Genomic DNA, 19,434 nt, shown 5'->3' on the forward strand with positions numbered 1-19,434 from the left:
CCTGAATGTTTTGATCTGGAGGAACACGGTAATGACCACGGAAAAAGTTAAGTACGGCGTCCATTCCGAAGCCRGCAAACTGCGCAAAGTCATGGTTTGCTCCCCCGGCCTGGCCCACCAGCGGCTGACCCCGAACAACTGCGACGAACTGCTGTTCGATGATGTGCTGTGGGTCGCCCAAGCCAAACGCGACCACTTCGACTTCGTCACCAAAATGCGCGAGCGTGGTGTCGACGTGCTGGAAATGCACAACCTGCTGACCGACATCGTCGCGATGCCTGAAGCGCTGGACTGGATTCTGGAACGCAAGATCACCGCCAATTCGGTCGGTCTCGGCCTGGTCCATGAAGTGGGGGCCTGGCTACGTAGCCTGGAGCCACGCAAGATCGCCGAATTCCTCATCGGCGGGGTTTCCGCCGATGACCTGCCGGACAGTTTCGGTGGCAAGACCATTCAGATGTTCCGCGACTTCCTCGGTCATTCCAGCTTCATTCTGCCGCCGCTGCCCAACACCCAGTTCACCCGCGACACCACCTGCTGGATCTACGGCGGCGTGACCCTGAACCCGATGTACTGGCCGGCGCGCCGTCAGGAAACCCTGCTGGCCACCGCCATTTACAAATTCCACCCGCAGTTCACCCACGCCGACTTCCAGATCTGGTACGGCGACCCCGACCAGGACCACGGCAACGCCACCCTTGAGGGCGGCGATGTGATGCCGATCGGCAACGGCGTGGTATTGATCGGCATGGGCGAGCGCTCGTCCCGCCAGGCCATCGGCCAATTGGCGGTCAACCTGTTCAAGAACAAAGCCGTGGAACGAGTCATCGTCGCCGGCCTGCCGAAATCCCGCGCGGCGATGCACCTGGACACCGTGTTCAGCTTCTGCGACCGCGACCTGGTGACGATTTTCCCGGAAGTGGTGAAGCAGATCGTCGCCTTCAGCCTGCGCCCCGATGAAAGCAAACCGGGCGGCATCGACGTGCGCCGTGAAGAAACCAGCTTCCTCGACACCGTGGCCAAGGCCCTCAACCTCAAGGCGCTGCGCGTTGTCGAAACCGGCGGTAACGCCTTTGCCGCCGAACGCGAGCAATGGGACGACGGCAACAACGTGGTGGCGGTGGAGCCAGGCGTGGTCATCGGCTACGACCGCAACACCTACACCAACACCCTGCTGCGCAAGGCCGGCGTCGAGGTCATCACCATCAGCGCCAGTGAGCTCGGGCGCGGGCGTGGCGGTGGCCACTGCATGACCTGCCCGATCATTCGCGACCCTATCGATTATTAACTTTCGAGCCTTGGCCGATGCTTATCCAGCACGGCCGAGGGGATAACCGACACCCAAGGAGATCCAATCATGGCTTTCAATATGCGCAACCGCAGCCTGCTCTCGCTGATGCACCACACCACTCGCGAGCTGCACTACCTGCTGGACCTGTCCCGCGACCTCAAGCGCGCCAAATACACCGGCACCGAGCGTCCGCACCTGCAAGGCAAGAACATCGCGCTGATCTTCGAAAAAACCTCGACCCGCACCCGGTGCGCCTTCGAAGTCGCGGCCCATGACCAGGGCGCCCACGTCACCTACATCGACCCGGTGTCGTCGCAGATCGGCCACAAGGAAAGCATGAAGGACACCGCCCGCGTGCTGGGGCGGATGTTCGACGCCATCGAGTACCGTGGTTTCGAACAGGAAATCGTCGAAGAGCTGGCCAAGTTCGCCGGCGTACCGGTATTCAACGGCCTGACCGCTGAATTCCACCCGACGCAAATGATCGCCGACACCCTGACCATGCGCGAACACAGCGACAAACCGCTGCACGACATCAGCTACGCCTACCTGGGCGATGCGCGCTACAACATGGGTAATTCGTTGCTGATGATCGGCGCCAAACTCGGCATGGACGTGCGCATCGCCGCACCGAAAGCGCTGTGGCCGCATCAGGACTTCATCGATCAGTGCAAAGCCTTCGCCGAAGAGAGCGGTGCGCGCATCACCATCACCGAAGACCCGAAAGCCGCGGTCAAGGGCGTGGACTTCATTCACACTGACATCTGGGTGTCGATGGGTGAGCCGGTGGAAGCGTGGGACGAGCGCATCGAGCAACTGCTGCCGTACCAGGTCAATGCCGACATGATGAAGGCCTCGGGCAACCCGCGCGTGAAGTTCATGCACTGCCTGCCGGCGTTCCACAACAGCGAAACCAAGGTCGGCAAGGACATCGCCGCACGCTATCCGCACCTGGCCAACGGCGTCGAAGTGACTGAAGAAGTCTTCGAATCGCCGGCCAACATCGCCTTCGAGCAAGCGGAAAACCGTATGCACACCATCAAGGCTATTCTGGTGTCGGCGCTGGCGGATGTCTGAGGCTGAACACTTGCTGATGATCGTTCCCACGGTCCCCGTGGGAACGATCATCAGGGAGATCAGATTGCCCGCCCCTATTTAGAAGGACTGCACTATGCGTATCGTCATTGCTCTGGGCGGTAACGCCCTGCTCCGCCGGGGTGAGCCCATGACCGCGGACAACCAGCGCGCGAACATCCGGATCGCCACCGAACAGATCGCCAAGATTCATCCCGGCAACCAACTGGTGATTGCCCACGGCAATGGTCCGCAGATCGGCCTGTTGTCGCTGCAAGCGGCGGCCTACAGCCAGGTTTCGCCTTACCCGCTGGACGTACTCGGCGCCGAAACCGACGGCATGATCGGCTACATCATCGAACAGGAACTGGGCAACCTGCTGGACTTCGAAGTGCCCTTCGCCACCCTGCTGACCCAGGTCGAAGTCGACCCCAACGACCCGGCGTTCCAGGCCCCCAGCAAACCGATCGGTCCGGTCTATTCCAAGGCCGACGCCGAGAAACTCGCCGCCGAGAAAGGCTGGGCCATCGCCCCGGACGGCGACAAGTTCCGGCGCGTGGTCGCCAGCCCGAAACCCAAACGTATCTTCGAAATCCGCCCGATCAAGTGGCTGCTGGAAAAAGGCAGCATCGTGATCTGCGCCGGTGGTGGCGGCATCCCGACGATCTACGACGCCAACGGCAAACTGCAGGGTGTGGAAGCGGTGATCGATAAAGACCTGTGCTCGGCACTGCTGGCCGAACAGTTGGAAAGCGATCTGTTGGTGATCGCCACTGACGTCAATGCGGCCTTTATCGATTTCGGCAAGCCCACCCAGAAAGCCATCGCCCAGGCTCACCCCGATGAAATGGACAAACTCGGCTTCGCCGCCGGCTCCATGGGACCAAAGGTCCAGGCGGCCTGCGAGTTCGCCCGCCATACTGGGAAAGTCGCGGTAATCGGTTCACTCTCGGACATCGAAGCGATCATCCAGGGCAAGGCCGGCACCCGTATCAGCACAGCGACGCCTGGCATCAGTTATCAATAGAAAGAAACGAGTAGAAAGAAACGCAGGGGGGCAGGCGTGAGGTCTGCCCTGATTCAATGCCTTTGAAGGAGAGACGCCAATGGCTACGTTCGAACCCGGACACCTGCACATCGAGCGCCATGCGCTGAACAAGGACGATTACAGCTACAACCTGCACATTGAATACAAAATTGCTCAGGATCCCAAGGAAGGCCAAGGCATGCTCTTTAAGCTGCGTGGTTCGGTCGAGGGCAAGGAGCTGAATAATGAAGAGTTTTATCTGCCCAAGGACCAGGCCTTCGACTTTGCCCGCCACGCCACGCGCATCGCGCAAAAGTACGGCATGCCCAAGACCGCCAACATCGGCGCCATGCACAAGTACTACGACGAAATGTTTGAAGACGTGCGGGCCCAACTCGACGTCAAATCCGGCGACCCGGTCAAACCTGAACACCTGGGATAAAACGGTGAACGCTGAACCTGTGGGAGCGGGGCTTGCCCGCTCCCACAGGAGATCATCGTTGTCATGAAGTCCTGTACAGGATTTCACCATTGGCCCGCCCCAAGGCATACTTGCCACCCTCCGCACTCCAGAACCAAACCGCCCCATGCGCATCCACGTCAGTTTCATCGACCGCGTCGGTATCACCCAGGAAGTCCTGGCTCTGCTCGGTGGGCGCAATCTCAATCTGGATGCGGTGGAAATGGTGCCGCCCAACGTCTACATCGACGCCCCGACCTTGAGCCCGGCCGTGCTCGAAGAGCTGCGCGATGCGCTGTTCAACGTGCGTGGTGTACAAGCGGTGACGGTGGTCGACATCCTTCCCGGCCAACGCCGTCACTTGCAGCTCGATGCGCTACTCGCCGCCATGACCGACCCGGTGCTGGCCCTGGACAGCGCCGGCAAGGTGCTGCTGGCCAACCCGGCACTGATTGCCCTGTACGGTCGCGAACCGGCGGGTGAAAGCATCAGCGAGCTGTTTGCCGACCCGGTGCTGCTCGACACATTGCTGGAAAACGGCTTCCGCCTGCCGCTGCGCGAGATCACCGTCAACGGTCAAACCCTGCTGCTGGATGCCACGCCGATCACCGACGCCGGCGCCCTGCTGACCCTGTATCAACCGAACCGCATCGGTGAACGCCTCTCGGCGCTGCACCACGATCACGCTGAAGGTTTCGATGCGCTGCTCGGCGAATCCCCGGCGATTCGTACGCTCAAGGCCCGCGCCCAGCGCGTCGCAGCCCTCGATGCACCGTTGCTGATCCAGGGTGAAACCGGCACCGGCAAAGAACTGGTGGCCCGCGCCTGCCACGCCATCAGCGCCCGCCACAGTTCGCCGTTCCTGGCCTTGAACTGCGCGGCATTGCCGGAAAACCTCGCCGAAAGCGAACTGTTCGGCTACGCCCCCGGCGCTTTCACCGGGGCGCAACGGGGCGGCAAGCCGGGGCTGATGGAACTGGCCAACCAGGGCACGGTATTTCTCGACGAGATCGGTGAAATGTCGCCGTATTTGCAGGCGAAACTGCTGCGCTTTCTCAACGACGGCAGCTTCCGTCGGGTTGGCGGCGATCGCGAAGTGAAGGTCAACGTGCGGATCCTCAGCGCGACCCATCGCGACCTGGAAAAAATGGTCAGCGAAGGCACTTTCCGCGAAGACCTGTTCTATCGCCTCAACGTGCTGAATGTCGAAGTCCCGCCCCTGCGCGAGCGCGGCCAGGACATTTTGCTGCTGGCGCGTTACTTCATGCAGCAGGCCTGCGCGCAGATCCAGCGCCCGGTCTGTCGCCTGGCCCCCGGCACTTACCCGGCGCTGCTGGGCAATCGCTGGCCAGGCAACGTACGGCAATTGCAGAACGTGATCTTCCGCGCCGCGGCGATTTGCGAAAGCAGCCTGGTGGACATCGGCGACCTCGACATCGCCGGCACCTCTGTGGCGCGCCAGAGCGACATTGAGGTCGACAGCCTCGAACAGGCCATGGAAGCGTTCGAGAAGGACCTGCTGGAAAAGCTCTACGTCAGCTACCCCTCGACCCGCCAACTGGCCAGCCGCCTGCAAACCTCCCACACCGCGATTGCCCATCGGTTGCGCAAGTACGGGATTCCCAACAAGCCCCTGTAGAAACGCAATGCCGTTCACTTAAGGAAGTATTGAGTCAGAGAGACCTGTGGCGAGGGAGCTTGCTCCCGCTTGAGTGCGCAGCACTCACAAAAATCGGCAATGGTTGTCAGATTTTTGGGGCCGCTACGCAGCCCAGCGCGAGCAAGCTCGCTCGCCACAAAAGGTAGGCATGACTGAAGAGTGTGTTTAAGTGAACAGCATTACTGTAGGAGCGAGGCTTGCCCGCGAAGAGGCCCTCAACTCCGCTAAAAGCTTCGCGGGCAAGCCTCGCTCCTACATAAAAGGTTTCTTCAGGGATTACCGGGAAAAACCCATTAAAAGCGACCTCCATCTGTACTGAAAGCGCTACAGTGGAATGATATCAATACACCCCATCCTGATCACCGCTGTCCAAGGCTTTGATCCACCTAGGCTTTTTTCTTTGCTTCAGGCTGTAGCGATTTCGCTACAGCTGCAGAAATATAACGGCTTACGAAAACTTATAAGTTATTGTTTTTAAACATAAAAATAACATTGGCCGCCTTTTTGCTTAGTAACCTCCTATAAAGCAGGGTTTTTGCCCCTGCATTCCATCGCGTCCACCAGACGAGTCTGGCCCCTTTAGGAGTTTCCATGAGCGAGTTGCGTTTTACTGAAGATCACGAATGGCTGCGCACCGAAGCTGACGGCACCGTTACGGTCGGCATCACCGCTTTCGCACAGAACGCACTGGGCGACGTGGTTTTCGTACAACTGCCTGAGCTGCAGTCCTACGACAAAGGCGCAGAAGCCGCCACCGTGGAGTCGGTAAAAGCTGCCAGCGGCGTGTACATGCCTCTGGACGGAGAAGTGGTCGAGACCAACCCGGCCCTCGATAACAGCCCTGAACTGGTCAACGAAGATCCGCTGGGCGAAGGCTGGTTCTTCCGCTTCAAGCCAACCGACGCCTCGGCTGTCGGCCAACTGCTGGATCRAGACGCTTACGACCGTCTGATCAAAGCCCAAGCCTGAGGAGCGCCGACATGACTCAAGTCAATCTGACGACCGCCAACGAATTCATCACCCGCCACATCGGCCCGCGTGCAGGCGACGAGCAAGCCATGCTCAACAGCCTCGGTTTCGACTCCCTGGAAGCCCTGAGCGCCAGCGTCATTCCCGACAGCATCAAAGGCACCAGCGTCCTCGGTCTCGAAGACGGCCTGAGCGAAGCCGATGCCCTGGCGTTGATCAAATCCATCGCCGGTAAAAACCAGCTGTTCAAGACTTACATCGGTCAGGGCTACTACGGCACTCACACGCCGTCGCCGATCCTGCGCAACCTGCTGGAAAATCCGGCCTGGTACACCGCCTACACCCCGTACCAACCAGAAATTTCCCAGGGTCGTCTCGAAGCGCTGCTGAACTTCCAGACCCTGATCAGCGACCTGACCGGCCTGCCGATCGCCAACGCCTCGCTGCTGGACGAAGCCACCGCTGCTGCTGAAGCCATGACGTTCTGCAAACGCCTGAGCAAGAACAAAGGCAGCCACGCCTTCTTCGCCTCCGTTCATTGCCACCCGCAAACCCTCGACGTTTTGCGCACCCGTGCCGAGCCTTTGGGCATCGACGTTGTGGTGGGCGACGAGCGTGAACTGACCGACGTGACGCCATTCTTCGGCGCGCTGCTGCAATACCCGGCGAGCAACGGTGACGTCTTCGATTACCGCGAACTGACCGAACGCTTCCACGCGGCGAATGCGCTGGTCGCGGTCGCTGCTGACCTGCTGGCCCTGACCGTGCTGACCCCGCCGGGCGAGTTCGGCGCCGACGTGGCCATCGGCAGCGCGCAACGCTTCGGTGTTCCGCTGGGCTTCGGTGGCCCGCACGCGGCGTACTTCTCCACCAAGGATGCGTTCAAGCGCGACATGCCGGGCCGTCTGGTCGGCGTTTCCGTGGACCGTTTCGGCAAGCCGGCCCTGCGCCTGGCCATGCAGACCCGCGAGCAACACATCCGTCGCGAGAAAGCCACCAGCAACATCTGCACCGCCCAGGTGCTGTTGGCCAACATCGCCAGCATGTACGCCGTATACCACGGCCCGAAAGGCCTGACGCAGATCGCCAATCGCATTCATCACCTGACCGCGATCCTCGCCAAAGGCTTGAGCGCACTGGGCCTGAGCGTCGAGCAAGCCAGCTTCTTCGACACCTTGACGATCAAAACCGGCGCGCAAACAGCTGCCCTGCACGACAAGGCCCATGCGCAGAAAATCAATCTGCGCGTGGTCGATGCTGAGCGTCTGGGTCTGTCCCTCGACGAAACCAGCAGCCAGGCTGACGTCGAAACCCTGTGGAACCTGCTGGCCGACGGCAAGGCACTGCCGGACTTCGCTGCCCTCGCCGCCTCGGTCCAAAGCACCCTCCCGGCCGCACTGGTTCGCCAATCGCCAATCCTCAGCCACCCGGTGTTCAACCGTTATCACTCCGAAACCGAGCTGATGCGCTACCTGCGCAAACTGGCGGACAAGGACCTGGCCCTGGATCGCACCATGATCCCGCTGGGTTCCTGCACCATGAAACTCAACGCCGCCAGCGAAATGATCCCGGTGACCTGGGCTGAATTCGGTGCCCTGCACCCGTTCGCTCCGGCCGAGCAAAGCGCCGGCTATCAGCAACTGACCGATGAACTGGAAGCGATGCTCTGCGCCGCCACCGGTTACGACTCGATCTCCCTGCAACCGAACGCCGGTTCCCAGGGTGAATACGCCGGTCTGTTGGCGATCCGTGCCTACCACCAGAGCCGTGGCGAAGACCGTCGCGACATCTGCCTGATCCCGTCGTCCGCCCACGGCACCAACCCGGCCACCGCCAACATGGCCGGCATGCGTGTGGTTGTGACCGCGTGCGATGCCCGCGGCAACGTCGACATCGAAGACCTGCGCGCCAAGGCCATCGAGCACCGCGAACACCTCGCCGCGCTGATGATCACCTACCCGTCGACCCACGGTGTGTTCGAAGAAGGCATCCGTGAAATCTGCGGCATCATTCACGACAACGGCGGCCAGGTGTATATCGATGGCGCGAACATGAACGCCATGGTCGGCCTCTGCGCACCGGGCAAGTTCGGCGGCGACGTATCGCACCTGAACCTGCACAAAACCTTCTGCATCCCACACGGCGGTGGCGGCCCAGGCGTCGGCCCGATTGGCGTCAAGTCGCACCTGACGCCGTTCCTGCCGGGCCACGCCCAGATGGAACGCAAGGAAGGCGCGGTCTGCGCGGCACCGTTCGGCAGCGCGAGCATTCTGCCGATCACCTGGATGTACATTCGAATGATGGGTGGCGCCGGCCTCAAGCGCGCTTCGCAATTGGCGATCCTGAATGCCAACTACATTTCCCGTCGCCTCGAAGAGCACTATCCAGTGCTGTACACCGGCAGCAACGGTCTGGTGGCGCACGAATGCATCCTCGACCTGCGTCCGCTGAAAGACAGCAGCGGCATCAGCGTCGATGACGTGGCCAAGCGCCTGATCGACTTCGGCTTCCACGCCCCGACCATGTCGTTCCCGGTGGCCGGCACGTTGATGATCGAGCCGACCGAGAGCGAATCCAAGGAAGAACTGGACCGCTTCTGCGACGCCATGATCCGCATCCGCGAAGAAATCCGCGCGGTGGAAAACGGCACGCTGGACAAGGATGACAACCCGCTGAAAAACGCCCCGCACACCGCTGCGGAAATCGTCGGCGAGTGGACTCATCCGTACAGCCGCGAGCAAGCCGTTTACCCGGTAGCGTCGCTGATCGAAGCCAAGTACTGGCCACCGGTCGGTCGCGTCGACAACGTGTTTGGCGATCGCAACCTGGTCTGCGCCTGCCCGTCGATCGAAAGCTACGCTTGATCTAGGGGGGTGAGTTGCTCGCCCCCTTCAAGAACACCGCATTCTCTGTAGGAGCGAGGCTTGCCCGCGAAGGCGATTTCATATTCAGCATTGATGGTGGCTGATACAACGCCTTCGCGGGCAAGCCTCGCTCCTACGGTTTCATCTAACGCCTATAACAAGAAAACCGGAGAACAACCATGTCGTTAAGCGTGTTCGACCTGTTCAAAATTGGTATCGGCCCCTCCAGCTCCCACACCGTCGGCCCGATGCGTGCCGCTGCGCGCTTCGCCGAAGGTCTGCGCCGTGAAGGGCTGCTATCGGCAACTACCTGCGTCAAAGTCGAGCTCTACGGCTCGCTCGGCGCCACCGGCAAAGGCCACGGCAGTGACAAGGCCGTATTGCTGGGCCTGGAAGGCGAACACCCGGACACCGTGGACACCGAAACCGTCACTGCCCGCCTGCAAGAGATTCGCAGCAGCGGTCGCTTGAACCTGCTCGGTGAACACAGCATCGCGTTCAACGAGAAAGAACACCTGGCAATGATTCGTAAACCGTTGGCCTATCACCCCAACGGCATGATCTTTCGCGCGTTCGACGCAGCCGGCCTGCAAGTGCGCAGCCGCGAGTATTACTCGGTCGGTGGCGGGTTCGTCGTCGATGAAGACGCGGCCGGCGCCGACCGCATCGTTGAAGACGCCACGCCGCTGACCTTCCCGTTCAAAAGCGCCAAGGACTTGCTTGGTCACTGCAGCACCTACGGTTTATCGATCAGTCAGGTGATGCTGACCAACGAAAGCGCCTGGCGCCCGGAAGCGGAAACCCGCGCCGGACTGCTGAAGATCTGGCAAGTGATGCAAGACTGCGTCGCCGCCGGTTGCCGCAACGAAGGCATCCTGCCCGGTGGGCTGAAGGTCAAACGGCGGGCGGCGGCGCTGCATCGGCAACTGTGCAAAAACCCGGAATCGTCGCTGCGCGATCCACTGTCGGTACTGGACTGGGTCAACCTGTACGCCCTGGCGGTCAATGAAGAAAACGCCAACGGCGGACGCGTGGTCACTGCGCCCACCAATGGTGCAGCCGGCATTATCCCGGCGGTGCTGCATTACTACATGCGCTTCATCCCCGGTGCCAACGAAGACGGCGTGGTGCGTTTTCTACTGACGGCCGCTGCAATCGGCATTCTGTACAAGGAAAACGCCTCGATCTCCGGCGCCGAAGTCGGCTGTCAGGGTGAAGTCGGCGTTGCCTGTTCCATGGCGGCCGGCGCCTTGTGCGAAGTGCTCGGCGGTACGGTGCAGCAGGTGGAAAACGCGGCCGAAATCGGCATGGAACACAACCTCGGCCTGACCTGCGACCCGATTGGCGGACTGGTGCAAGTGCCTTGCATCGAGCGCAACGCCATGGGTTCGGTCAAGGCCATCAATGCGGTGCGCATGGCCCTGCGTGGCGACGGTCAGCACTTCGTCTCCCTCGACAAGGTCATCCGCACCATGCGCCAGACCGGCGCCGACATGAAAAGCAAATACAAGGAAACCGCCCGTGGCGGTTTGGCGGTCAACATTATCGAGTGCTGATGCGCGCATCTGCACTATTTTCAGGAGCTGTATATGTCCACCGAACAACTGTTGAAGACCCCGTTGCACGCACTGCACCTCGAACTCGGCGCCCGCATGGTGCCGTTCGCCGGTTATGACATGCCGGTGCAATACCCGTTGGGCGTGATGAAAGAACACCAGCACACCCGTGATCAGGCCGGGCTGTTCGATGTCTCGCACATGGGCCAGATCCGCCTGACCGGCGCCAACGCCGCCAAAGCCCTGGAAACCCTGGTGCCGGTGGACATCATCGACCTGCCGGTGGGCATGCAGCGCTACGCGATGTTCACCAACGAGGCCGGTGGCATCCTCGACGACCTGATGGTCGCCAACCTCGGTAACGACGAACTGTTCCTGGTGGTCAACGCCGCCTGCAAGGACCAGGACCTGGCGCACCTGCGCAAGCACATCGGCGACCAGTGCACCATTGAACCGCTGTTCGAAGAGCGTGCCCTGCTCGCTCTGCAAGGCCCGGCTGCCGTCACCGTGCTCGCACGCCTGGCACCGGAAGTTGCGAAGATGACCTTCATGCAGTTCACCCGCGTGAAACTGTTGGGCGTGGACTGCTTTGTCAGCCGTTCGGGCTACACCGGCGAAGACGGTTACGAAATCTCCGTGCCGGCGGCCAACGCCGAAGCGCTGGCTCGCGCCCTGCTTGCCGAACCGGAAGTCGCGGCCATCGGCCTCGGCGCCCGCGATTCCCTGCGCCTGGAAGCCGGTCTGTGCCTGTACGGCCACGACATGAACACCGAAACCACGCCGATCGAAGCAAGCCTGCTGTGGGCCATCTCCAAGCCTCGACGTGCCGATGGTGCGCGGGCCGGCGGCTTCCCTGGCGCCGAAACCGTGTTCGCCCAACAGCAAACCGGTGTCAGCCGCAAGCGCGTTGGCCTGCTGCCGCAGGAACGTACACCGGTGCGTGAAGGTGCAGAGATCGTCAACGAAGCTGGCGAAATCATCGGCAGCGTTTGCAGCGGCGGCTTCGGTCCGACCTTGGGCGGCCCTTTGGCCATGGGTTACCTCGACAGCGCTTATACCGTTTTGGAAACGCCAGTTTGGGCCATTGTGCGTGGGAAAAAGGTGCCTTTGCTTGTAAGCAAAATGCCATTTGTTCCACAACGCTACTATCGTGGCTGATTGACTGTTTCTATAAGTAACGCGGTTGCGTTAACAGTGCACTAATCTGTAACGCAACCGCCATAAAATAGTGCATACGTTTCGTTTATGAACGCTACTTATAACAATCGAAAAGCAATGAACAACTCGATCGAATAAGCCCGCACTAGTGACCACTCTAATTGCCATCAACCTGAGGAAATCCGGGCCTTCGCGGGGCTTGTTTTTTCTCCCGTAGTTGGCGTAGAGTTTGTTCACTGTGTTTGCATGGGTCGCTTGGAAATCGTGACCTGGGCAGTAGCCTACAAGTTAGCTACATCCCGTTCGACGTCTTCTTACTCTCCTGCAACCAGCCCCAGTACTCTTTCACGAGAAGGAGACTGTCATTCATTTTTGCGTCAAAGGAAATAAGAAATGTCCCAACGTCAGAGCGGTACCGTCAAGTGGTTTAACGACGAGAAAGGTTTTGGTTTTATCACTCCAGAAAGCGGTCCGGATCTGTTCGTGCATTTCCGCGCTATTCAGGGCAACGGCTTCAAGAGCCTGAAAGAAGGCCAGAAAGTGACGTTCGTTGCTGTGCAAGGCCAGAAAGGCATGCAGGCTGACGAAGTACAAGCAGAAGGCTAATCTTCTGTTACGAAAAAGCCCCTGATGCTGACATCAGGGGCTTTTTTGTGCGCGCAAATCCGTAAAATGGCTTCTTTTTTCCGTTCTGAGGCAGCCATGTCGAAACACCTGCTCAACCCCCAAGGCGACTTTCCCGCCGCAGGCCTGGGTCGTCGCCTGGCAGCGATGTTCTACGACTTCCTGCTGTGCACCGCGCTGCTGATCGTCACCAGCGGCATCTACAAGATGATCCAGATGGCGATCATCGGCGAAGACCGGATGCGCACCCTGACCGAGGCCGGCGCCCTGGACGGTGACCCACTGCTGTCGACGGTTCTGCTGTTTGTGCTGTTCGGCTTCTTCGCCAAGTTCTGGACCTGGTCGGGCCAGACCCTGGGCATGCAGGTGTGGTGCATCCGCGTACAAAACGCCGACGGCTCATCCATCAGCCTGTGGCAGGCGCTGCTGCGCTTTGTGGTGTCGATCGCGTCCTGGTTATGCCTCGGGCTGGGGTTCTTCTGGTCGCTGTTCGACAAGCAGAAGCGCAGCTGGCACGACATCTATTCCAACACCCAGTTGGTGCGGATTCCGAAGAAGACCAAATAATCCTCCAGATGCAAAAACGCCCCGATCAACCCGGGGCGTTTTTTTTGGCTCACTGCCAACGAATCAGGCGTTACCCGCCAGCTTCATCCGCGCCGCCTGCGTGAAATCGAGCATGCGCTTCAACGGCCGAATCGCCTGCGGAATCAACGCCGGATCGACGAAGATCTCGTTGGTCCCCTCCTTCAAGCTCTTCAGCGTGCGTTCAAGGGTGTTCATCGCCATCCACGGGCAATGCGCGCAACTGCGGCAAGCCGCGCCGTTACCGGCCGTTGGCGCTTCGATAAAGACCTTGTCCGGGCACAGCTGCTGCATCTTGTAGAAGATGCCGCGGTCGGTGGCAACGATCAGGGTCTTGTTCGGCAGGCTTTGCGCAGCAGCGATCAGCTGACTGGTGGAACCCACCGCATCGGCCAATTCGATCACGGCGGTCGGCGACTCCGGGTGCACCAGAATGGCCGCGTCCGGGTACAGCGCTTTCATGTCTTCGAGCTGCTTGGCCTTGAACTCTTCGTGAACGATGCAGGCACCATCCCACAGCAGCATGTCGGCGCCGGTCTGGCGCTGGATGTAAGTCCCCAGGTGCTTGTCCGGGCCCCAGATGATGGTTTCGCCGTTATCCATCAGGCTTTCGACGATTTCCAGCGCGCAACTTGAAGTCACCACCCAATCCGCCCGGGCTTTGACTGCTGCCGAGGTGTTGGCATATACCACCACCGTGCGTTCCGGGTGCTGATCGCAGAACGCCGAGAACTCGTCCACCGGGCAACCCAGGTCCAGCGAGCAGGTCGCTTCCAGGGTTGGCATCAGCACACGTTTTTCAGGGTTGAGGATCTTGGCGGTTTCGCCCATGAATTTCACACCGGCGACCACTACGGTCTTGGCCGGGTGAGCATTGCCGAAGCGGGCCATCTCCAGAGAGTCGGAGACGCAGCCACCGGTTTCTTCGGCCAGGGCCTGAATGACTGGATCACAATAGAAGTGTGCAACCAGCACCGCGTCCTGAGCTTTGAGCTCGGCTGCGATGGCTGTGCGGTAATAAGCCTCTTCCTCGGCTGTCAGCGGCTTGGGCTGCTTGGCGTCGAGGTGGGCTTGAACCAGAAGGCGTTCGGAAATCTGCGTCATGTTCGCAAGACCTGCAGGCGCTTTCGCGCGAAAGTCGAGTATACACCCGGCTCCGGACCCTTCAGGGTACCGCCGGGAGAGTGAGTATTCATCAGGCATGGACAGCGTTGAAGCTGCGCAAGGCTACAGAATATCCGGCGGATGCAAAAGATGATTCTGACCTGCGTCACTCGGTGCGATCCCGGACCGGGACAACCTCAAATCGCGGGCAAAAAAAAACCCGGAAATCCTCACTTACGTGGGCCTTCCAGATTTTTTAAAATGGTGGGTCGTGTGGGATTCGAACCTACGACCAATTGGTTAAAAGCCAACTGCTCTACCAACTGAGCTAACGACCCGCTGTGTGGTGGCGCGTATAATACTGATTTTTAAGGACTATTCAACACCTAATTTGAAATAAATCAAAAATAAGGTGTCGGGTCGCTGATTCCGGCCGCCGCAAAGCCTTCTGCACGCAGACGGCAGCTGTCGCATTTACCGCAAGCACGGCCGTTATCGTCCGCCTGATAGCAGGAAACGGTCAGCCCGTAATCGACGCCAAGCTTCACGCCCGCCTGAACGATCTGCGCCTTGCTCAGGTTCTGCAGGGGCGCCTGGATACGGAAGCCATTCCCTTCTACACCGGCCTTGGTCGCCAGATTAGCCATGAGCTCGAAGGCTTCGATGAACTCGGGACGGCAATCCGGGTAACCGGAATAATCCACCGCGTTTACACCGATAAAGATGTCACGCGCACCCAGCACTTCGGCCCAACCCAACGCCAGGGACAGAAACACCGTGTTGCGCGCCGGCACATAGGTCACCGGAATGCCTTCGCTCGGCGCCTCCGGTACGTCGATGGAACTGTCGGTCAGGGCCGAGCCGCCGATACCGTTCAGGTTCAGGCCGATCACCTTGTGCTCGATCACACCCAAGTCGCGGGCAACACGCTCGGCGGCCTGCAGTTCGGCACGGTGGCGCTGACCGTAATCGAAGCTCATGGTGTAGCAGCTGTAGCCTTCGGCACGGGCCATGGCCACGACCGTCGCCGAGTCCAGGCCGCCGGACAGCAGGATGACCGCACGTTTTTCAGCAGTGTTCAGTTGTTCAGTCATTTCAGCGCCCCGGCTCGTCATTCCAAAGATATTTATGCAGCTGCAATTGCAGACGCACAGGCAGATTGTCCGCCACCACCCAGTCCGCCAGATCACGTGCATTCAGGTCATGGTGGCTCGGCGAGAACAGGACTTCGCCGGCACGCTCGTTCAAACCGTATTGAATCAGCTTGGACACGGCCCAGTCATAGTCTTCCCGCGAGCAGATGACAAACTTCACCTGATCGTTGGGCGTGAGCAGTTCGATGTTCTCGTAGCGGTTGCGGTGGGCTTCTTTCGAACCCGGGGTTTTCAGGTCGACGACGCGACTGACCCGTGGATCGACCGCCGAGATGTCCAGCGCGCCGCTGGTTTCCAGCGACACTTCGTAACCGGCGTCACACAACTGCTTGAGCAAGGGAATGGCATTGGGTTGCGCCAAGGGCTCACCGCCCGTGACGCAGACGTAACGTGGGCGAAAACCGGCCACTTGCTCGAGGATGTCGTCGAGCGTGCGGAGGGTGCCGCCAGTGAACGCGTAGGCGCTGTCGCAGTATTGGCAACGCAATGGGCAACCGGTCAGGCGCACAAAAACAGTGGGCAGCCCGGCAGTCCGCGTTTCACCCTGCAACGAGTAGAAAACTTCGGTGATTCTCAATGTGTCTTGCATAGTCGCCACGGGCGTAACAGCTAAACAGGCTGTCCGCCTCCGTCAGGCACTTCAAGGAACCCCGCCAACGCGCAGATCCCAAAAAGCGTGTTTCATAAAAAGGGCATGAATTCTAACGAAAAAACCCGCGACAAGCGCGGGTTTCTTCAAAACGGGCTAAACAGGCTTACATGCGCTGCAAGTCCCGTTGCGCCAGCTGAGCGGCGGAAGTGCCCGGATATTGGGACACGACCTGTTGCAGAATGCCTTTGACCCGGTCGGTATGACCGAGACGACGCTCTACATCAGCGAGCTTGTACAGCGAATCAGGCACTTTGGGGTGCTTGGGGTACAACTGCGAAACCTTGGCAAATGCCTGACCCGCACCTTGCAGATCGCCTTTGGCCAGGTTCACTTCCCCCAACCAGTACTGGGCATTGCCCGCGTATTGGCTGTTCGGGTATTTGCGCAGGAATGCGGCGAAAGCCTGGCTGGCCTTGTCGAAATCCTTGGCTTTGATCAGGTCGAAGGCTGCATCGTAATACAGTTTTTCCTTCGCCGGGTCAGCCGGTTCGCCACCCGCGGCCGGGGCTTGAGCGGCAGCCGCTCCCGCACCTGCGCCGGCTGCTGCACCGGGGGCATTCAAATTGCCACCGGCGGAAGAATTATCAGGAGTCGCGGCTGGTGCAACGCCGGTTCCTATGCGCCGATCAAGATCCTGATATCGCTCCAGGTTCTCTTGCTTCATGCGCGCTACATCATTTTGCAGAACTTCAATGATGCCTTGTTGGCGCGAGATCTGCTCCTGCATCGATTGCAGTTGGTTGAACAGCTCGCCCTGTGCCGAGACAGGGGCCGAAACCCCTCCCCCGGCATAGGCGCCGTTCGTACCGTAACCTGCAGGCGGATAACTGCTCCCGCTATTGTTATAGCCGGAGTTGTCCTCGACCACAGGAACCGCAGCCCACACCGCAAGCGGTGCGAGACTGAGAGCCAAAATAGTTACAGCACGACGGCACGTTCGCATGACGAATTACTTACGCAGTTCGACGCGACGGTTTTGAGCCCAGGACTGCTCGTCGTTGCCGGTAGCAACTGGACGCTCTTCGCCGTAGGAAACCAGTTCCAGCTGAGCTGGGGAAACACCTTGCAGTACCAGGTAGCGCTGAACGGCTTTCGCACGACGCTCGCCCAGTGCCATGTTGTACTCACGAGTACCACGTTCGTCGGTGTTGCCTTCCAGAACAACGCGAGCGCCGTTTGCTTTCAGGTCTTTGGCGTGAACGTCCAGAGCGCGCATGGCTTCTGGCTTCAGGTCCGAGCTGTCGTATTCGAAGTAGAAGGTGGTGATTGCGCGCAGAGCAGCTTCTTCGCTCAGGGAGCCGTCAACTGCACCAGTGTTAGCGCCGTAACCAGCGTTTGGATCTACAGCGCCTTCACCGGCGTTGTCGCCGCCTTTGGACGAGCAACCTACAGCTACAGCCATGGCCAGAGCCAGCGCAGCAAATTTACCAAACTTCAGCATTTCCATCGTGAAACTCCTAATGAACCCCAGTGTGTTAAGTAAAACGTATAGCGCCGCGTCAGTTCAGGTAAGGGGACCAGGACGGTTCTCTGACTTCGCCTTGTGCGGTAGGAAGCGGGAGCCTCACGCGTCCATTAATGGACACGAGCATCAAGACTCCCCGGCCCTGCTGGCGGGTGGCGTAGATTACCATGGTGCCGTTGGGCGCAACAGTAGGAGACTCGTCCAGAGTGCTATCAGTGAGGATCTTTACACTACCGCGCTGCAAATCCTGGGCCGCCACCTTGAAGTTGGTGAAACCGTCCTGGCGGTGAATCATTACCAGGGTCTTTTCATCGGCCGACAGTTTAGGGTTGGCATTGTAGTTACCGATGAAGGTCACACGCTCCGCACCACCACCGCCTGCGCTGGTTTTATAGATCTGAGGCTTGCCGCCACGGTCAGAGGTGAAGTAGATGGTCGAACCATCCTTACCCCAGAACGGTTCGGTATTGATGCCAGGACCATTGGTGACACGGGTGATCTGACGCGACCCCAGGTTCATCACGTAGATGTCCGGGTTACCGTCTTTCGACAACACGAATGCCAGGCGATTGCCATCCGGCGACCAGGCTGGCGCGCCATTCAGGCCTTCGAAGTTGGTGATCTGCTCACGGCGACCGGTGTCGATGTTCTGCATGAAAATGCGTGGACGCTTCTGCTCGAACGACACGTAGGCAATGCGCTTGCCATCCGGTGCGAAACGCGGCGACAGGATTGGCTCGCGCGATTGCAGCAGCGTCACGGCACGGGCACCGTCGTAGTCCGAACGTTGCAGTGTGTAGCGAGTGTTCTTCTCAGAGAAACGCTCGGCCGTCACGTACAGCAGACGCGTCGAGAACGCACCTTTGATACCAGTGAGTTTTTCGAACGACTGGTCGGAGATGTAGTGCGCCATGTCGCGCAGTTGATCGACGCCGCCCGACACGCTGCCGGTCAGCACTTGCTGCTCGGTGGCGACGTTGAACAGTGCGTACTGCACCTGCAGGCGACCGCCCGCCGGAACAATGCTGCCGACCATGACGTACTGGGCACCCACCGCCTTGAAGTCACGGTAGATGATTTCGCTGGCCTGGCTTGGCTGGCTGATCATGTTCTGCTTTGGAATCGGCGCGTAGTAACCCGAATTGCGCAGGTCGTTACCGATAATCTCAGCCATGTCGTCCGGCAGCACGCTACCGCCCTGGAAGCCGAAAGGCACAACGGCAATTGGAGTTGCCTGGGAGCTGCCACTGCTGACCAGGATATTTTTTTCATCTGCCGTGGCCAGTCCTGCAAAGCAGAACATGACTACAAGCAGTCCTCGAAGAAGGTTTCTCACAAGGCTAGATCCTCAGGTGTGAATGTCATCTTGAATGAACGATAGGGTGCGAAATCAGCTGGCTTCAGACCCTGCATTTCGGTCAATCGACCAATATTTTTTACAGCCGCGACTGCAGAACTGTCGAACGGCGCGTCACCGCTGGAATGAGCAACCGAAACACCGGAGATCGTTCCGTCAGGGAGCATGTTGATTTGCAGAATCACCTTCATGCCCTTGCGGGCCGACGGTGGCTGCGCCCAACCTTCAGATGCTCGCGAACGAATCAGATCATCAAAGTTGCCCGCGGTTTCATCGCCTTGCTCATCCGCCAAAGCCTGCTGACGCTCGGTCTTATCGGACAGCAAGTCAGCCAGAGCCTGAGCCTTCTTGTCCTCTACCGATTTGCGAGCCGCATCCTGCGCTTTCTTCTTCGCGGCATCGGCAGTCGCTTTCTTCTTCGCGTCTTCGGCGAT

General features: G+C 59.7%; 18 protein-coding genes and 1 tRNA gene. 11 read left to right on the forward strand and 8 right to left on the reverse strand.

All coding sequences use genetic code 11. The features are described 5' to 3' along the window. Positions 1-31: 31 nt before the first annotated feature. The 11 genes from arcA (at position 32) to AC1DIS_RS24630 (ending at position 13,250) form a co-directional block, all read left to right on the forward strand. The gene (gene arcA / locus AC1DIS_RS24580) at positions 32-1,288 is read left to right on the forward strand and encodes an arginine deiminase (RefSeq protein ID WP_477781134.1); all 1,257 of its coding nucleotides are present in this window, start codon (positions 32-34) and stop codon (positions 1,286-1,288) included. 69 nt (positions 1,289-1,357) lie between these two features. Beyond that, positions 1,358-2,368 carry an ornithine carbamoyltransferase gene (locus tag AC1DIS_RS24585; protein ID WP_064616373.1) on the forward strand — a complete coding sequence of 337 codons (1,011 nt, stop codon included), beginning with the start codon at positions 1,358-1,360 and terminating at the stop codon, positions 2,366-2,368. Between the two features lie 94 nt (positions 2,369-2,462). Continuing rightward, a complete protein-coding gene (arcC, locus tag AC1DIS_RS24590) occupies positions 2,463-3,392 on the forward strand; it encodes a carbamate kinase (RefSeq protein WP_018926482.1) in 930 nt (309 codons plus the stop codon). Between the two features lie 79 nt (positions 3,393-3,471). Further along, positions 3,472-3,834 (forward strand): DUF5064 family protein, encoded by a 363-nt coding sequence (locus AC1DIS_RS24595; protein WP_019651449.1) that lies wholly within the window; start codon positions 3,472-3,474, stop codon positions 3,832-3,834. Between the two features lie 145 nt (positions 3,835-3,979). After that, the gene (locus AC1DIS_RS24600; RefSeq protein ID WP_258613223.1) at positions 3,980-5,491 is read left to right on the forward strand and encodes a sigma-54-dependent transcriptional regulator; all 1,512 of its coding nucleotides are present in this window, start codon (positions 3,980-3,982) and stop codon (positions 5,489-5,491) included. Between the two features lie 612 nt (positions 5,492-6,103). Beyond that, entirely contained in the window at positions 6,104-6,481 is a 378-nt protein-coding gene (gene gcvH, locus AC1DIS_RS24605; RefSeq protein WP_477781135.1) for a glycine cleavage system protein GcvH, read from the forward strand. Between the two features lie 11 nt (positions 6,482-6,492). Further along, positions 6,493-9,345: an aminomethyl-transferring glycine dehydrogenase gene (gene gcvP / locus AC1DIS_RS24610; RefSeq protein WP_477745563.1), complete on the forward strand. Its 2,853-nt coding sequence runs from the start codon at positions 6,493-6,495 to the stop codon at positions 9,343-9,345. Positions 9,346-9,524: 179 nt separating this feature from the next. Beyond that, entirely contained in the window at positions 9,525-10,901 is a 1,377-nt protein-coding gene (locus tag AC1DIS_RS24615; RefSeq protein WP_018926488.1) for an L-serine ammonia-lyase, read from the forward strand. Between the two features lie 33 nt (positions 10,902-10,934). After that, positions 10,935-12,059, forward strand: coding sequence for a glycine cleavage system aminomethyltransferase GcvT (gcvT, locus tag AC1DIS_RS24620; RefSeq protein ID WP_477744550.1), 1,125 nt, complete (start codon positions 10,935-10,937; stop codon positions 12,057-12,059). A gap of 393 nt (positions 12,060-12,452) precedes the next feature. Continuing rightward, a complete protein-coding gene (locus AC1DIS_RS24625; protein ID WP_007934683.1) occupies positions 12,453-12,665 on the forward strand; it encodes a cold-shock protein in 213 nt (70 codons plus the stop codon). Positions 12,666-12,761: 96 nt separating this feature from the next. After that, positions 12,762-13,250: an RDD family protein gene (locus AC1DIS_RS24630; protein ID WP_019581477.1), complete on the forward strand. Its 489-nt coding sequence runs from the start codon at positions 12,762-12,764 to the stop codon at positions 13,248-13,250. 63 nt (positions 13,251-13,313) lie between these two features. Here the strand turns inward: AC1DIS_RS24630 and nadA are convergent, their stop codons facing one another. From nadA to tolA, 8 genes are all read right to left on the reverse strand, one after another. Then, complete coding sequence (gene nadA / locus AC1DIS_RS24635; protein ID WP_018926491.1) at positions 13,314-14,372, reverse strand: quinolinate synthase NadA; 1,059 nt, start codon at positions 14,370-14,372, stop codon at positions 13,314-13,316. Between the two features lie 262 nt (positions 14,373-14,634). Beyond that, positions 14,635-14,710: transfer RNA gene (locus AC1DIS_RS24640), tRNA-Lys, on the reverse strand. Positions 14,711-14,773: 63 nt separating this feature from the next. Beyond that, positions 14,774-15,466, reverse strand: coding sequence for a 7-cyano-7-deazaguanine synthase QueC (queC, locus tag AC1DIS_RS24645; protein ID WP_018926492.1), 693 nt, complete (start codon positions 15,464-15,466; stop codon positions 14,774-14,776). Position 15,467: 1 nt separating this feature from the next. Further along, positions 15,468-16,115 carry a 7-carboxy-7-deazaguanine synthase QueE gene (gene queE, locus AC1DIS_RS24650; RefSeq protein WP_018926493.1) on the reverse strand — a complete coding sequence of 216 codons (648 nt, stop codon included), beginning with the start codon at positions 16,113-16,115 and terminating at the stop codon, positions 15,468-15,470. Between the two features lie 166 nt (positions 16,116-16,281). Next, positions 16,282-17,121 carry a tol-pal system protein YbgF gene (gene ybgF / locus AC1DIS_RS24655; protein ID WP_026286449.1) on the reverse strand — a complete coding sequence of 280 codons (840 nt, stop codon included), beginning with the start codon at positions 17,119-17,121 and terminating at the stop codon, positions 16,282-16,284. Between the two features lie 6 nt (positions 17,122-17,127). After that, positions 17,128-17,625, reverse strand: coding sequence for a peptidoglycan-associated lipoprotein Pal (pal, locus tag AC1DIS_RS24660; RefSeq protein WP_003178634.1), 498 nt, complete (start codon positions 17,623-17,625; stop codon positions 17,128-17,130). 52 nt (positions 17,626-17,677) lie between these two features. Further along, positions 17,678-18,946, reverse strand: coding sequence for a Tol-Pal system beta propeller repeat protein TolB (gene tolB / locus AC1DIS_RS24665; RefSeq protein WP_018926495.1), 1,269 nt, complete (start codon positions 18,944-18,946; stop codon positions 17,678-17,680). Between the two features lie 29 nt (positions 18,947-18,975). Continuing rightward, the coding region (gene tolA, locus AC1DIS_RS24670; RefSeq protein WP_477781136.1) for a cell envelope integrity protein TolA at positions 18,976-19,434 on the reverse strand (459 nt) is incomplete at its 5' end.

It is taken from the genome of Pseudomonas sp. 05N433 (assembly GCF_056396925.1).